The following is a 19,318-nucleotide window of genomic DNA, read 5'->3' as shown; positions in this document are numbered from 1 at the left end:
GACCTTCTTCATATTTCGCACCACCTCCTAAATACGTTGCTAACGTCTGATTTAAAGAATAAAGCTGACCACCATTCACTGCCTCTGTCGAGCCTTCTGAAACTGTTGCCGCTTTTACGCCAGAAAGACTACGCGCTGCACCCTCACTGTTGGCAATGCTGATTTCTGTACCCTCTTTCTCTGAACCAATGCGGATAACCTTACTGTCTGAATCCTGCTTGACAAGACTATCACTGACAACTTGGCTAATAGCTTTGTTAAGCTCATTATGAAGATTGATGAAAGAAGTCCCTACACCAGCAAACGCTTCAGATACACTCGCATAATCCTCTTCTCCAGAATGACCATCATCCTTAATGGTTTTAACTCTAAAGCTTGGCGCTTTCCATTGGCCTTCTTTATATTCAGCACCACCACCAAGCGATTTCGCTATATCCATAGCTGCTGTTTGTAAATCATCAGATACAGTATTCACATGTTGATTGGTGGCAAAAAGCTGTGAACCATTAACTGCATCACTCGATTCTGCCGAAAGCGCTCCTGCCTTCACACCTGAAAGCGTCCGTGAGGCACCATCAATATTGGCAAAGTTAACTTCAGTACCGCTCTTTTCTCCTCCTACACTAATAACATGTGTCTTAGAATCTTGCTTAACAAGACTATCACCCACAACTTGGTTAATCTCATTCTTAAGCTCATTATGAAGATTGGTGAAAGAAGTACCTACACTTGCAAAGGCTTTTGCCACATTATCATAGCTTTTCTCTTCAACACCTCTGCCGTCTTCCTTGACTGTGGTAACCTTGAAGTTGGGTTGGCTCCATTCTCCATTCTTATAGCCAGCACCTCCACCAAAATAGGTCGCTAGTGTATTACTCATTGAATAAAGTTGTGAACCATTGACCGCATCATTTGATTCTGCCGAAAGCGCTCCTGCCTTCACACCTGAAAGCGTCCGTGGTGCATCGCCACTATTGGCAATACTAATAGTGCTGCCACCTTTTTCTGCTCCTATCTTGATGACTTTCGTATCAACATCCTGCTTAACAAGACTATCACTAACCACTTGGCTAATCGCTTTGTTAAGCTCATTTTTAATATTCGTGAAAGAGCTACCAACACCTACAAACGCTTCAGCAACATTCTCATATTTCTCTTCAACATTACTCCCATCTTCCTTGACTGTCGTAACCTTGAAGTCTGGCGTTTTCCATTGTCCACCTTCATAACGAGCACCACCTCCTAAAGACTTCGCAACACTGTCACCCAAGGCATGAAGCTGAGAACCATTGATCGCATCGCTTGAGCTTGCACTAATGTCACCATTTGCAAGAGACGTGATTTTACTTGCCATCTCTTTGCCTTTTTCACCATGCTTGGCAACAAAGGCTTCATCATCCTTGCTCCACAGCAATGCATCACCTTGAACCTGCTCTGTAATATTAGTGATATTGTTTTCAATCTTTTTTGTCGTTTCGTCAATTTTATCATCAATGTCTTTCTTAACATCTTTGACTTTCTCATCAACGCTCTTAACAACATTCGTGAAAGATGTACCAACACCTGCAAAAGCTGTTGCGACATCTTGGTATTTATTCGTGGTTACATTACCTTCATCATCAACTGATGAGACCGTGAAACTTGGGGCTGTCCACACGCCATTCTCATAATGAGCACCACCCCCTAAAGACTTCGCAACACTGTCACCCAAGGCATGAAGCTGAGAACCATTGATCGCATCGCTTGAGCTTGCACTAATATCACCATTGGCAAGAGACGTGATCTTACTTGCCGTCTTCTCTTTACCTTCTTCGCCATGTGTCGCTACAAAGGCTCCTTTAGCCTTATCCCACAACAAGGCATCATCTTTAACACCTTTAGAAACTTCTTCTACTTTCTTATCAAAATCCTTAACAGTATTCGATAAATGGTCATTGACACTATTAATACTTTTATCAAGATCTGTAACTGTTGAGCCAATATCATGGTGTTCTTTCGTGGTGACATTACCTTCACCATCAACGGATGAGACCGTATAACTTGGTTCTTTCCACTCGCCGTTTTCGTAACTTGCATTACCTCCTAAAGATTTCGCAACATTCGTGCCCAAGGCATGAAGCTGATTACCAGCTATAGCATCGCTTGAGCTTTCACTAATGTCACCATTTGCAAGAGACGTGATCTTACTTGCCGTTTTCTCTTTACCTTCTTCACCATGCTTGGCTACAAAAGCTCCATCATCCTTGCTCCACAGCAACGCATCACCTTGAACCTGCTCTGTAATATGGGTGATATTGTTTTCAATCTTTTTTATCGTTTCGTCAATTTTATCATCAATGTCTTGTTTTACATCTTTGACTTTCTCATCAACACTCTTAACGACATTCGTGAAAGAGGTACCAACACCAGCAAAAGCTGTTGCGACATCTTGGTATTCGTTCGTGGTTACCTTACCTTCATCATCAACGGATGAGACCTTTAAACTTGGGGCTGTCCACGTACCATTCTCATAACTAGCACCACCTCCTAAAGACTTCGCAACACTGTCACCCAAGGCATGAAGCTGAGAACCATTAATCGCATCAGTGGAAGTGTTATTAATATCACCTGGTGCGAGAGACGTGATTTTACTTGCCATCTCTTTGCCTTTTTCACCATGCTTGGCAACAAAGGCTTCATCATCCTTGCTCCACAGCAATGCATCACCTTGAACCTGCTCTGTAATATTAGTGATATTGTTTTGAATTTCTTTCGTCGTTTTTTCAATTTTATCGTCAAAATCCTTAACAGTACTCGATAAATGGTCATTGACATTATTAATACTTTTATCAAGATCTGTAACTGTTGAGCCAATATCATGGTGTTCATTCTTGGTTACATTACCTTCACCATCAACTGATGCGACAATATAACTTGGGGCTGTCCACGTACCATTCTCATAACTTGCATTCCCCCCTAAAGATTTTGCGACATTCGTGCCCAAGGCATGAAGCTGATTACCAGCTATAGCATCGCTTGAGCTTTCACTAATATCACCATTTGCAAGAGACGTGATCTTACTTGCCGTTTTCTCTTTACCTTCTTCGCCATGCTTAGCAACAAAAGCTCCATCATCCTTGCTCCACAGCAGCGCATCACCTTGAACCTGCTCTGTAATATGGGTGATATTGTTTTCAATCTTTTTTGTCGTTTCGTCAATTTTATCATCAATGTCTTGTTTTACATCTTTGACTTTCTCATCAACACTCTTAACGACATTCGTGAAAGATGTACCAACACCTGCAAAAGCTGCACCAACATCATGGTATTCTTGCGTCGTTACATTACCTTTATCATCAACGGATGAGACCGTATAACTTGGTTCTTTCCACGTACCATTCTCATAACTAGCACCACCCCCTAAAGACTTCGCAACACTGTCACCCAAGGCATGAAGCTGAGAACCATTGATCGCATCGCTTGAGCTTGCACTAATATCACCATTGGCAAGAGACGTGATCTTACTTGCCGTCTTCTCTTTACCTTCTTCGCCATGTGTCGCTACAAAGGCTCCTTTAGCCTTATCCCACAACAAGGCATCATCTTTAACACCTTTAGAAACTTCTTCTACTTTCTTATCAAAATCCTTAACAGTATTCGATAAATGGTCATTGACACTATTAATACTTTTATCAAGATCTGTAACTGTTGAGCCAATATCATGGTGTTCTTTCGTGGTGACATTACCTTCACCATCAACGGATGAGACCGTATAACTTGGTTCTTTCCACTCGCCGTTTTCGTAACTTGCATTACCTCCTAAAGATTTCGCAACATTCGTGCCCAAGGCATGAAGCTGATTACCAGCTATAGCATCGCTTGAGCTTTCACTAATGTCACCATTTGCAAGAGACGTGATCTTACTTGCCGTTTTCTCTTTACCTTCTTCACCATGCTTGGCTACAAAAGCTCCATCATCCTTGCTCCACAGCAACGCATCACCTTGAACCTGCTCTGTAATATGGGTGATATTGTTTTCAATCTTTTTTATCGTTTCGTCAATTTTATCATCAATGTCTTGTTTTACATCTTTGACTTTCTCATCAACACTCTTAACGACATTCGTGAAAGAGGTACCAACACCAGCAAAAGCTGTTGCGACATCTTGGTATTCGTTCGTGGTTACCTTACCTTCATCATCAACGGATGAGACCTTTAAACTTGGGGCTGTCCACGTACCATTCTCATAACTAGCACCACCTCCTAAAGACTTCGCAACACTGTCACCCAAGGCATGAAGCTGAGAACCATTAATCGCATCAGTGGAAGTGTTATTAATATCACCTGGTGCGAGAGACGTGATTTTACTTGCCATCTCTTTGCCTTTTTCACCATGCTTGGCAACAAAGGCTTCATCATCCTTGCTCCACAGCAATGCATCACCTTGAACCTGCTCTGTAATATTAGTGATATTGTTTTGAATTTCTTTCGTCGTTTTTTCAATTTTATCGTCAAAATCCTTAACAGTACTCGATAAATGGTCATTGACATTATTAATACTTTTATCAAGATCTGTAACTGTTGAGCCAATATCATGGTGTTCATTCTTGGTTACATTACCTTCACCATCAACTGATGCGACAATATAACTTGGGGCTGTCCACGTACCATTCTCATAACTTGCATTCCCCCCTAAAGATTTTGCGACATTCGTGCCCAAGGCATGAAGCTGATTACCAGCTATAGCATCGCTTGAGCTTTCACTAATATCACCATTTGCAAGAGACGTGATCTTACTATTGGTTTTTTCTTGATCTTCGCCAGCTGTACTATGTTGTGCTACAAAGGCCCTTTGTTCATCATTCCATAATAAAGCATCGCTTTGGGTCTTTTCGATCTCTTTATTAATTTCATTGGTAATTTTATTCTCAATATTCGTGAAAGAGGTACCAACACCTGCAAAGGCTGAAGCAACATCATTGTATTCTTTCGTGGTTACTTTACCATCAGCACCAACTGATGAGACCTCAAAAGTAGGGGCTGTCCATGTGCCGTTCTCGTAAGTTGCACCACCACCAAAATACTTTGCAACATCGCTACCCAAACCATGAAGTTGAGAACCATTGATCGCATCAGTGGAGGCAGCAGAAATATCACCTTGTGCGAGAGACGTAATCTTACTTGCAACTTTCTCATCGCTTTCTTCAGCTCCAGCCTTTTTATGCTTAGCTACAAAGGCTCCGGATTCTTTACTCCACAGCAAGGAATCACCTTGAACTTCTGCGGTTATATCTTTGATCTTCTCATCAAAGCCTTTTTTTACATCATCGACTTTTTTATCAACGTCCTTAACATTCTTAACGACATTCGTGAAATTTTTATCAACACCAGCAAACGCAGCACCAACATCATGGTATTCTTGCGTCGTTACATTACCTTTATCATCAACTGATGAGACTGTGTAACTTGGGGCTGTCCACGCACCATTCTCATAACTTGCATTACCGCCTAAAGATTTTGCGACATTCGTGCCCAAAGCATGAAGCTGATTACCAGCTATAGCATCGCTTGAGCTTTCACTAATATCACCATTGGCAAGAGACGTGATCTTACTATTGGTTTTTTCTTGATCTTCGCCAGCTGTACTATGTTGCGCTACAAACGCTCCATCTTCATCACTCCATAATAAAGCATCGCTTTGGGTCTTTTCGATCTCTTTATTAATTTCATTGGTAATTTTATTCTCAATGTTCGTGAAAGAGGTACCAACACCAGCAAACGCTGAAGCAACATCCTTGTATTCTTTTTTGGTGACATTACCTTTATCATCAACTGCTGAGACCTCAAAAGTAGGGGCTGTCCATGTGCCATTTTCATACTTAGCACCACCACCAAAATAATTTGCAACCTTATCATTGGTCTCAAAAAGCTGAGAGCCATTGACGGCATCGGTGGAGGCAGCAGAAATATCACCTTGTGCAAGATATTTAATTTTACTTGCGGTTTTCGCTTGGCCTTCTTCATCTCCATCCTTGTTATGTTTGGCAACAAAAGCTCCATCATCCTTGCTCCACAGCAACGCATCGCCTTGGACTTGTTCTGTAATATGGGTGATATTGTTTTCAATCTTTTTTGTCGTTTCGTCAATTTTATCATCAATGTCTTTCTTAACATCTTTGACTTTCTCATCAACGCTCTTAACAACATTCGTGAAAGATGTACCAACACCTGCAAAAGCTGTTGCGACATCTTGGTATTTATTCGTGGTTACATTACCTTCATCATCAACTGATGAGACCGTGAAACTTGGGGCTGTCCACACGCCATTCTCATAATGAGCACCACCTCCTAATGACTTCGCAACACTGTCACCCAAGGCATGGAGCTGATTACCGGCTATAGCATCGCTTGAGCTTGCACTAATATCACCATTGGCAAGAGACGTGATCTTACTTGCCGTCTTCTCTTTACCTTCTTCGCCATGTGTCGCTACAAAGGCTCCTTTAGCCTTATCCCACAACAAGGCATCATCTTTAACACCTTTAGAAACTTCTTCTACTTTCTTATCAAAATCCTTAACAGTATTCGATAAATGGTCATTGACACTATTAATACTTTTATCAAGATCTGTAACTGTTGAGCCAATATCATGGTGTTCTTTCGTGGTGACATTACCTTCACCATCAACGGATGAGACCGTATAACTTGGTTCTTTCCACTCGCCGTTTTCGTAACTTGCATTACCCCCTAAAGATTTTGCGACATTCGTGCCCAAAGCATGAAGCTGAGAACCATTGATCGCTTCACTTGAATCTTTAGAGATTGTCCCACCTGTCAAACCAGAAAGGGTTCGGTTCTCATTATTCTTGTTTTGAAGATTAATTATATTGCCATCTGTTTCATTACCGATGGTAATAAGACCACCCTCTTTCGCTTGCTTAACAAGATTATCACTGACAACTTGGTTAAGCTCATTTTTAATATTTGTGAAATTGTTATCAACTCCAGCAAAGGCTGCACCAACATCATGGTATTTTTTCGTGGTGACATTACCTTTATCATCAACGGATGAGACCGTATAACTTGGTGCTGTCCATTTGCCATTCTCGTAACTTGCACCACCACCAAAATACTTTGCAACACCACTACCCAAAGTATAAAGTTGGGAGCCATTAATCGCATCAGTGGAGGTGGCAGAAATATCACCTTGTGCAAGATACTTAATCTTACTTGCGGTTTTCGCTTGGCCTTCTTCATCCCCCTCCTTGTTATGTTTGGCCACAAAAGCCCCTTCACTCTTACTCCATAACAAAGAATCGCCTTGAACTTGTGCTGTTATATCATTGATTTTCTCATCAAAGCCTTTTTTTACATCATCGACTTTTTTATCAACGTTCTTAACGACATTTGTAAAGTTGCTATCAATACCAGAAAAAGCCGAAGCTACATTGTCATACTCTTTCGTACCTTCCGTACCATCTTCACTGAAGATCTTAACCGTGAATTTGGGAGCGGTCCATTTGCCATTCTCGTAAGCTGCATCACCCCCTAAAGATTTCGCAACACTGCTACCTAAAGTATAAAGTTGAGAACCATTGATCGCATCGGTGGAAGTTTCTGAAATATCACCTTGTGCAAGAGAGGTGATTTTGCTGTTACTCTTGACACCTTCTCCTTCAGTATCACCTTCGGATTTTTGAATATGTTGTGCGACAAAGGCTCCGGCATCATCACTCCATAATAAAGCATCGCTTTTGGTTTTTGTGATCTCTTTATTAATTTCATTGGTGATTTTATTCTCAATATTCGTGAAAGAGCTACTTACACCTGCAAACGCTGAAGCAACATCATTGTATGTATTCGTGGTTACATTACCTTCACCATCAACTGATGAGACCTCAAAAGTAGGGGCTGTCCATGTGCCATTTTCATACTTAGCACCACCACCAAAATAATTTGCAACCTTATCATTGGTCTCAAAAAGTTGAGCACCATTGATGGCATCAGTGGAGGCAGCAGAAATATCGCCTTGTGCAAGATACTTAATCTTACTTGCGGTTTTCTCTTGGCCTTCTTCGTCTCCAGACTTTTTATGCTTGGCTACAAAGGCTTCATCTTTCGTGCTCCACAGCAAGGAATCACCTTGAACTTCTGCAGTTATATGATCGATTTTATCACCAAAGTCTTTTTTTACATCCTCGACTTTTTTATCAACGTCCTTAACATTCTTAACGACATTCGTGAAGTTGCTATCAACACCAGCAAACGCTGCACCAACATCATGGTATTCTTGCGTCGTTACATTACCTTTATCATCAACGGATGAGACCGTATAACTTGGTTCTTTCCACGCACCATTCTCGTAAGCTGCACCACCCCCTAAAGATTTTGCGACACTGCTCCCTAAAGCATGAAGCTGGGAGCCATTGATGGCATCAGTGGAATCTTCTGAAATAGCTCCTGCTTGCAGAGACGTGATCTTGCTATTGTTTTTTTTCTGTTCTTCTCCAACTTTTGTACTATGTTGCGCTACAAACGCACTTTGTTCTTCACTCCATAACAAAGCATCGCTTTTGGTTTGTGCGATCTCTTTATTAATTTCATTGGTAATTTTATTCTCAATATTCGTGAAAGAGCTACTTACACCTGCAAACGCTGAAGCAACATCATTGTATGTATTCGTGGTTACCTTACCATCAGCACCAACTGATGAGACCTCAAAAGTAGGTTCTTTCCATGTGCCGTTTTCATACTTAGCACCACCACCAAAATACTTCGCAACCGTATCATTGGTCTCAAAAAGTTGAGAACCATTGATTGCATCGGTGGAGGTGACAGAAATATCACCTTGTGCAAGATACTTAATCTTACTTGCGGTTTTCGCTTGGCCTTCTTCATCCCCCTCCTTGTTATGTTTGGCCACAAAAGCCCCTTCACTCTTACTCCATAACAAAGAATCGCCTTGAACTTGTGCGGTTATACCTTCGATTTTCTCATTAAAGTCTTTTTTTACACTATCGACTTGGTCCTTAACGTTCTTAACCACATTCGTGAAGTTGCTATCAACTCCAGCAAACGCTGCACCAACATCATGGTATTCTTGCGTCGTTACATTACCTTTATCATCAACGGATGAGACCGTATAACTTGGTTCTTTCCACGCACCATTCTCGTAAGCTGCACCACCCCCTAAAGATTTTGCGACACTGCTCCCTAAAGCATGAAGCTGGGAGCCATTGATGGCATCAGTGGAATCTTCTGAAATAGCTCCTGCTTGCAGAGACGTGATCTTGCTATTGTTTTTTTTCTGTTCTTCTCCAACTTTTGTACTATGTTGCGCTACAAACGCACTTTGTTCTTCACTCCATAACAAAGCATCGCTTTTGGTTTGTGCGATCTCTTTATTAATTTCATTGGTAATTTTATTCTCAATATTCGTGAAAGAGCTACTTACACCTGCAAACGCTGAAGCAACATCATTGTATGTATTCGTGGTTACCTTACCATCAGCACCAACTGATGAGACCTCAAAAGTAGGTTCTTTCCATGTGCCGTTTTCATACTTAGCACCACCACCAAAATACTTCGCAACCGTATCATTGGTCTCAAAAAGTTGAGAACCATTGATCGCATCGGTGGAAGTGTTATTAATATCGCCATTTGCAAGAGAGGTGATCTTGCTTGCGGTTTTCTTACCTTCTTCATCCCCATCATTGTTATGCTTGGCTACAAAGGCTTTATCTTCCGTGCTCCACAGCAAGGAATCTCCTTGAACTTCTGCAGTTATATCTTTGATTTTATCATCAAAGTCTTTTTTTACACCCTCGACTTTTTTATCAACGTTCTTAACGACATTTGTAAAGTTGCTATCAATACCAGAAAAAGCCGAAGCTACATTGTCATACTCTGCCGTACCTTCCGTACCTTCTTCACTGAAGGTCTTAACCGTGAATTTGGGAGCGGTCCATTTGCCATTTTCGTAATTTGCACCACCACCAAAATACTTCGCAACCGTATCATTGGTCTCAAAAAGTTGAGAACCATTGATTGCATCAGTGGAGGCAGCAGAAATATCGCCTTGTGCAAGATACTTAATCTTACTTGCGGTTTTCTTACCTTCTTCATCCCCATCCTTGTTATGTTTGGCTACAAAAGCTCCTTCGCGCTTACTCCACAATAAGGAATCGCCTTGAACTTGTGCGGTTATACCTTCGATTTTATCATCAAAATCTTTTTTTACATCCTCGACTTTTTTATCAACGTTCTTAACGACATTTGTAAAGTTGCTATCAATACCAGCAAAAGCCGAAGCTACATTGTCATACTCTGCCGTACCTTCCGTACCATCTTCACTGAAGGTCTTAACCATGAATTTGGGAGCGGTCCATTTGCCATTCTCGTAAGCTGCATTACCCCCTAAAGATTTCGCAACACTGCTACCCAAAGTATAAAGTTGAGAACCATTGATCGCATCGGTTGACGTAATAGAAACTTCACCATTTGCAAGAGACGTGATCTTGCTTGCAACTTTCTCATCGCTTTCTTTATCTCCAGCCTTGTTATGCTTGGCTACAAAGGCTCCGGCATCATCATTCCATAATAAAGCATCGCTTTTGGTTTGTGCGATCCCTTTATTAATGTCATTGGTGATTTTATTCTCAATATTCGTGAAAGATGCACCAACACCTGCAAACGCTGCACCGACATCATGATATGTATTCGTGGTTACCTTACCATCAGCACCAACTGATGAGACCTCAAAAGTAGGTTCTTTCCATGTGCCGTTTTCATACTTAGCACCACCACCAAAATAATTTGCAACACCGCTACCCAAAATGTAAAGTTGAGAACCATTGATTGCATCAGTGGAATTTTCTGAAATAGTTCCTGCTTGCAGAGAGGTGATTTTGCTTGCGGTTTTTTCTGCACCTTCTTCGTCTCCAGACTTTTTATGCTTGGCTACAAAGGCTTCATCTTTCGTGCTCCACAGCAAGGAATCTCCTTGAACTTCTGCAGTTATATCTTTGATTTTCTCATCAAAACCTTTTTTTACACCCTCGACTTGGTCCTTAACGTTTTTAACGACATTTTTGAAGTTGCTATCAACACCAGCAAAAGCTGTTGCGACATCCTTGTATTCTTTTTTGGTGACATTACCTTCATCATCAACTGATGAGACCTCAAAAGTAGGTTCTTTCCATGTGCCGTTTTCATACTTAGCACCACCACCAAAATACTTCGCAACCGTATCATTGGTCTCAAAAAGTTGAGAACCATTGATTGCATCAGTGGAGGCAGCAGAAATATCGCCTTGTGCAAGATACTTAATCTTACTTGCGGTTTTCTTACCTTCTTCATCCCCATCATTGTTATGCTTGGCTACAAAGGCTTTATCTTCCGTGCTCCACAGCAAGGAATCACCTTGAACTTCTGCTGTTATATCATTGATTTTCTCATCAAAGCCTTTTTTTACATCATCGACTTTTTTATCAACGTTCTTAACGACATTTGTAAAGTTGCTATCAATACCAGAAAAAGCCGAAGCTACATTGTCATACTCTTTCGTACCTTCCGTACCATCTTCACTGAAGGTCTTAACCGTGAATTTGGGAGCGGTCCATTTGCCATTCTCGTAAGCTGCATCACCCCCTAAAGATTTCGCAACACTGCTACCCAAAGTATAAAGTTGAGAACCATTGATCGCATCGGTGGAGGTGGCAGAAATATCGCCTTGTGCAAGAAAGGTGATTTTGCTGTTACTCTTGACTTCAGTATCACCTTCGGATTTTTGAATATGTTGTGCGACAAAGGCTCCGGCATCATCACTCCATAATAAAGCATCGCTTTTGGTTTTTGTAATCTCTTTATTAATTTCATTGGTGATTTTATTCTCAATATTCGTGAAAGAGGTACCAACTCCTGCAAACGCTGTTGCGACATCCTTGTATTCTTTTTTGGTGACATTACCTTCATCATCAACTGATGAGACCTCAAAAGTAGGGGCTGTCCATGTGCCATTCTCATAACTTGCATTACCCCCTAAAGATTTTGCGACATTCGTGCCCAAAGCATGAAGCTGAGAACCATTGATCGCTTCACTTGAATCTTTAGAGATTGTCCCACCTGTCAAACCAGAAAGGGTTCGGTTCTCATTATTCTTGTTTTGAAGATTAATTATATTGCCATCTGTTTCATTACCGATGGTAATAAGACCACCCTCTTTCGCTTGCTTAACAAGACTATCACTGACAACTTGGTTAAGCTCATTTTTAATATTTGTGAAATTGTTATCAACTCCAGCAAAGGCTGCACCAACATCATGGTATTCTTTTTTGGTTACCTTACCTTCACCATCAACTGATGAGACAGTATAACTTGGTGCTGTCCATTTGCCATTTTCATACTTAGCACCACCACCAAAATAATTTGCAACCTTATCATTGGTCTCAAAAAGTTGAGCACCATTGATGGCATCAGTGGAGGTGACAGAAATATCACCTTGTGCAAGATACTTAATCTTACTTGCAGTTTTCGCTTGGCCTTCTTCATCCGCCTCCTTGTTATGTTTGGCCACAAAAGCCCCTTCACTCTTACTCCATAACAAAGAATCACCTTGAACTTGTGCGGTTATACCTTCGATTTTCTCATTAAAGTCTTTTTTTACATCATCGACTTTTTTATCAACATCCTTAACATTCTTAACGACATTCGTGAAGTTTCTATCAATACCAGCAAAAGCCGAAGCTACATTGTCATACTCTGCCGTACCTTCTGTACCTTCTTCACTGAAGGTCTTAACCGTGAATTTGGGAGCGATCCATTTGCCGTTTTCGTAAGTTGCACTACCCCCTAAAGATTTTGCAACATTCGTGCCCAAAGCATGAAGCTGAGAACCATTGATCGCATCAGTGGAATCTTCTGAAATATCGCCATTTGCAAGAAAGGTGATTTTACTTGCAACTTTATCTTGATTTTCTTGGTCTCCAGCCTTTTTATGCTTGGCTACAAAGGCTCCAGTTTCTTCATTCCATAACAAGGAATCGCCCTGAACTTGTGCGGTTATATCTTTTACTTGCTTATCGAAGTCTTTTTTTACATCTTTGACTTTGTCATCAACGTTCTTAACGACATTCGTGAAGTTGCTATCAACACCAGCAAAGGCATCAGCAACATTCTGGTATGTCTTATCTTGAAACGTGCCATCCTCACTAAGCTGCTTAACCGTGAAAGTAGGATCTTTCCACGTGCCATTCTCATAACTTGCATTACCCCCTAAAGATTTTGCGACATTCGTGCCCAAAGCATGAAGCTGAGAACCATTGATCGCATCGGTGGAATCTTCTGAAATAGTTCCTGCCTGCAGAAACGTGATTTTGCTATTGGTTTTTTCCTGATCTTCGCCAGCTGCACTATGTTGCGCTACAAACGCTCCATCTTCATCACTCCATAATAAAGCATCGCTTTTGGTTTGTGCGATCTCTTTATTAATTTCATTGGTGATTTTATTCTCAATATTCGTGAAAGAGGTACCAACTCCTGCAAAGGCTGCAGCAACATCATGATATGTATTCGTGGTTACCTTACCATCAGTACCAACTGATGAGACCTCAAAAGTAGGTTCTTTCCATGTGCCGTTTTCATACTTAGCACCACCACCAAAATACTTCGCAACCGTATCATTGGTCTCAAAAAGTTGAGAACCATTGATTGCATCAGTGGAGGCAGCAGAAATATCGCCTTGTGCAAGAGAGGTGATCTTGCTTGCGGTTTTCTTACCTTCTTCATCCCCATCATTGTTATGCTTGGCTACAAAGGCTTTATCTTCCGTGCTCCACAGCAAGGAATCGCCTTGAACTTCTGCGGTTATATGATCGATTTTATCACCAAAGTCTTTTTTTACATCCTCGACTTGGTCCTTAACGTTCTTAACGACATTCGTGAAGTTGCTATCAACACCAGCAAAGGCTGAAGCAACATTCTGGTATGTCTTATCTTGAAACGTGCCATCCTCACTAAGCTGCTTAACCGTGAAAGTAGGATCTTTCCACGTGCCATTCTCATAACTTGCATTACCCCCTAAAGATTTTGCGACATTCGTGCCCAAAGCATGAAGCTGAGAACCATTGATGGCATCGGTGGAATTTTCTGAAATAGTTCCTGCTTGCAGAGACGTGATCTTGCTATTGATTTTTTTCTGATCTTCGCCAGCTGTACTATGTTGCGCTACAAAGGCTCCGGCATCATCATTCCATAATAAAGCATCGCTTTTGGTTTGTGCGATCCCTTTATTAATGTCATTGGTGATTTTATTCTCAATATTCGTGAAAGATGCACCAACACCAGCAAAGGCTGAAGCAACATCATTGTATGTATTCGTGGTTACATTACCATTATCATCAACTGATGAGACCGAAAAAGTAGGAGCTTTCCACTCACCGTTTTCATACTTAGCACCACCACCAAAATACTTCGCAACCGTATCATTGGTCTCAAAAAGTTGAGAACCATTGATTGCATCAGTGGAAGTTTTTGAAATATCGCCATTTGCAAGAGAGGTGATTTTGCTTGCAACTTTATCTTGATTTTCTTGGTCTCCAGCCTTTTTATGCTTGGCTACAAAGGCTTTATCTTCCGTGCTCCACAGCAAGGAATCTCCTTGAACTTCTGCGGTTATATCTTTGACTTTCTTATCAAAGTCTTTTTTTACATCCTCGACTTTTTTATCAACGTTCTTAACGACATTTGTAAAGTTGCTATCAATACCAGAAAAAGCCGAAGCTACATTGTCATACTCTTTCGTACCTTCCGTACCTTCTTCACTGAAGGTCTTAACCGTGAATTTGGGAGCGGTCCATGTGCCATTCTCGTAACTTGCATTACCCCCTAAAGATTTTGCAACATCGCTACCCAAAGTGTAAAGTTGAGAACCATTGATTGCATCAGTGGAATTTTCTGAAATAGTTCCTGCTTGCAAAGACGTGATCTTGCTTGCAACTTTCTCATTGCCTTCTTTATCTCCAGCCTTTTTATGCTTGGCTACAAAGGCTTTATCTTCCGTGCTCCACAGCAAGGAATCACCTTGAACTTCTGCTGTTATATCATTGATTTTCTCATCAAAGCCTTTTTTTACATCATCGACTTTTTTATCAACGTTTTTAACGACATTTTTGAAGTTGCTATCAACACCTGTGAAGGCATCTGCAACATTCTGGTATGTATTCGTGGTTACATTACCTTCACCATCAACGGATGAGACCGTATAACTTGGTTCTTTCCATGTACCATTCTCATAACTTGCGTTACCCCCTAAAGATTTTGCGACATTGCTCCCTAAAGTATAAAGTTGAGAACCATTGATTGCATCAGTGGAATCGGCGTTAATATCACCTTGTGCGAGAGACGTTATCTTGCTTGCGGTTTTTTCTGCACCTTCTTCGTCTTCAGCCTTTTTGTGCTTGGCTACAAAGGCGTTTTGTTCTTCATTCCATAATAAAGCATCGCTTTTGGCTTGTGCGATCCCTTTATTAATATCCTTGGTGATTTTATTCTCAATATTCGTGAAAGAGGTACCAACACCAGCAAAGGCTGTTGCGACATCCTTGTATGTATTCGTGGTTACATTACCATTATCATCAACTGATGAGACCGAAAAAGTAGGGGCTTTCCATGTGCCATTCTCGTAACTTGCATTACCCCCTAAAGATTTTGCAACATCGCTACCCAAAGTGTAAAGTTGAGAACCATTGATCGCATCGGTGGAAGTTTCTGAAATAGTTCCTGCTTGCAGAGACGTGATCTTGCTATTGATTTTTTTCTGATCTTCGCCAGCTGTACTATGTTGCGCTACAAACGCTCCGGCATCATCATTCCATAATAAAGCATCGCTTTTAGTTTTTTCGATCCCTTTATTAATGTCATTGATAATTTTATTCTCAATATTCGTGAAAGATGCACCAACTCCTGCAAACGCTGAAGCAACATCATTGTATGTATTTGTGGTTACATTACCATTATCATCAACTGATGCAACCTTAAAAGTAGGAGCGGTCCATGTGCCATTTTCATACTTAGCATCACCACCAAAATACTTCGCAACCGTATCATTGGTCTCAAAAAGCTGAGAACCATTTACCGCATCATGTGAATCTTTAGAGATTGTCCCACCTGTCAAACCAGAAAGGGTTCGGTTCTCATTATTCTTGTTTTGAAGATTAATTATATTGCCATCTGTTTCTTTACCAATAGTGATGTCTCTTGTATTGGAATCTTGTTTTACAAAGCTATTAGCAGCCAATTGCTCTGTGACTTCTGTTTGAATTTTCTGCAACTGTCCAAAATTTACTGCATCAGTTTCTGCAATACCATTCTTCACCCCAGAAACAATCCGAGCACCACCATCTTTATTGGTAATATCGATTTTATCACCATCTGTTTCCTTACCAATGGTGATATGTCTTGTTTCGGAATTTTGTTTAACAAAGCTATTGGATGCAACTTGTTTTTCAACTTCTTGAATTTTTTCTGCTACTTGTTCTTGGACCTCTTCCTTGGTTTTGCTTAACTGTCCAAAATTCACGGCATCAGTGTCTTCAGCACCGGCTGCTACTCCCGTAATTTTTTGATTTGCAGCATTAATGCCAGTGTTGGTTATTTGTGGACCATTTTCAAATATTAAACCGCTCTCTGTTAGTGTCGTTTTTCCTAAATTTATGCCCTTTACTGTGAGAATATCACTCAAGTCTATTTTTATTCCTTTGGATGCTTTGCTAAGCGTTACATTAGAACCAGCCTCAAGGGTTAGATTGTTATCTGAATTAACATCTATTACTGTGGAATCACCATCACTATTTACACCTACAAACTTCCAGCTTCCACCGGCAGACTTTGCTACAGCTTTTAGCTGTGCAACGTTGACGGCATCAGTATCTTGAGTACCTGCTGCTAATCCGGTAATTTGTCGTGTTTTGCCTTCCTTAATATTCCCAATGCTGAGTGCAGCATAACCAGATTTCCATGCCTTATCTGCGTTTGTTGAGCCTGTTTTGGTGATTGGGTCATACCCTGCAATACCAGCGCTAACATCAGCGATAGAATGTGAACCTAATGCAATACCGTCCTCAACTGACACGTTTGTTTCACTACCAAGAGCCATCGCATAGTTGGCATTGTCACCAACTGTGGCTGAAGCACCAAAGGCCAACGCATTCTCGGTATTATCACCAATTTTGGCTGAAAAACCAAGGGCAGATGATTGATTAGAGTTTTTACCAATTGTGGCAAACGTACCAAAGGCAAGCGACATCCTAGACGCTTCACCAACACCAGAAAACGAACCGAAGGCAAGCGAATAGTCGGACCCTTTAGCAACCGCAGCAAATGAACCAAGAGCAGCGGAATTTTGAGCACTGGCTACAGGATCTGTAAATGCTGTATCCGATGTGTCAATAACTAAACCTTTTAGAGCCCCGCCGGCCCCTTGTTCTGGCTTTTCTGGCTTTTCTGGATTTTCTGGCCCTTCTGGAGGCTTTACTATTATCCCCATTGCTGCTTTTAGCTGTGCAAGGTTGACGGCATCGGTGTCTTGCGTGCCCGCTGCTACTCCGGTAATTTGTCGCGTACTACGATCAACAGAACTACCAACACTCACTGCACCCATGGTGCTTTTCCATATATAATTTGAAACTTTTGAGATTCCACCAGTTTTGGGGTCAAATCCAGCTTCCCCTGCTCTTCTGTTCGCCAGTGACCACGCGCCCAAAGCAACAGCGCCCTCAGTCCTTTCTGCCACCTTAGCTAGCTGACCTACAGCCGTAGCAAACCTTGTATTAAGACCAATAGAAGCCGAACTACCCAATGCCGTACCAGCCGGAGAATTCGCATTTATCATTGTGCCATAACCTAAAGCGACGCCATTATTAGAGTTGGATCGAATTGAACCAGCAGTACCGATCAACACCGAAGTGCTACTCCCTTCACCTATAACTGGCGGAGAGTAACTCTTACCATCTACACCACGGAAGATCTCGCCAATACCTATCACAATACTTCCCTCAGATTGTGCGGATACTCCTCCGTTGCCTATCTCTATCCTATCGACTAAAACGCGCATCACAGGAGTCTCATTACCGGGACTACTTGCGCTTTCGTATCCTCCCTTACCCGCTTTAAGCGCTGAGATATTCAAGATTTGATTGTTTTCACCAATATTATTGGCCAGACTCGTGGCTTGCCTGCCGATAGGAAGATTGAACGCTTCAACATCGGCAGCTTTCGCAAATTGTGGGAATTTTTTCTTGCTCTCTGCTTTCAGTAGATCTTGTATAACAACTTGCACAGAATCGCCCTGTGTTGTTAAAACATTCACGATAGGAGGTGTATTACTGCTCTTTAAAGGAGGTGTATTACTGCTCTTTAAAAGAGTGTTGATGAGAAAATTCACATAGTCATTAGAAGCGTCACTCGAAGCATTCTTTTTTGATGTTAGCGCTGTATTCAGCGCCGTTAAATAACTCTCCCTTGATATATCGGAAACATCCAAAACATTGTCATTGTTATTACCGACAGCAGTAAAACTTTGTGGATCACCCTCCCTGCTTTTTTGAACAGTTGCCTGAAGTGTTTCTTTTGAAACAGCATCCCTTAAAAGGCTAGGAGAAATATTTGATAAAAATACGACTGCCAAAACCAAAAAAAATGCCTTCATAAAAGACAGTCGAGCTAAATTTAAACTTTTTGCCGTCCATATGCTCAATATTTTTGTCATCATAATCTCCCCAAACAAAAAAAACTCTTAAACATAAAAAAGACACATTTCAGCATTAGCATTCTGTTTAAGCTCTTAGGTAAAAAACACTTTTTGACAAAGTGTGAACGTTTTGAGTCTTTTGTCTTTCTGTTTTGTATGTTTTTTGGACATAAAAATAACATATTTAGAGTTTAGTCATTGTTGGTATGTTGTTTTGTTGCCTAACTTTTTAAAAAAAGGTTGTGTGTTAATATTTTTTACTTGTGGTAATTGTTATAAAATGTTTCATAATAAGTTTTAGTGCGTTTTTTCGTGCATATTTAGCCATGGTAGGGAGTATTATTCTCTAGTAATCTTAATAATAAGTGAAATAGAGAAGGTTATAATATTAAAGGTTTAAGCTTTTATTAAGTGCTTGGCTTTTTATCTAGGCCTTTTCTTTAAGTATTGTGTGATAATACATACATGTTTTTGTGATATATTCTTTATATTTACACATTACTTACCCCCCTTTTGGAATCCATTCCATCAAAATGAGTCTTACTAATACACTGTATTCAGCCCTATCGGTCTTTCAACAAAATAGCAAGACAA

At 40.9% G+C, this 19,318-nt stretch carries 1 pseudogene; it reads right to left on the bottom strand.

Going from position 1 to position 19,318, the window contains the following annotated elements:
• Positions 1-31 precede the first annotated feature (31 nt).
• Positions 32-17,635, bottom strand: a pseudogene (locus tag AC6ER9_RS04785) (hypothetical protein); the annotation flags it as partial.
• Positions 17,636-19,318 lie beyond the last annotated feature (1,683 nt).

Source organism: Bartonella sp. SL317 (genome assembly GCF_059687655.1).
Note: the sequence above shows the minus strand (reverse complement) of the source record. Positions and strands in the feature narration are given on the sequence as shown.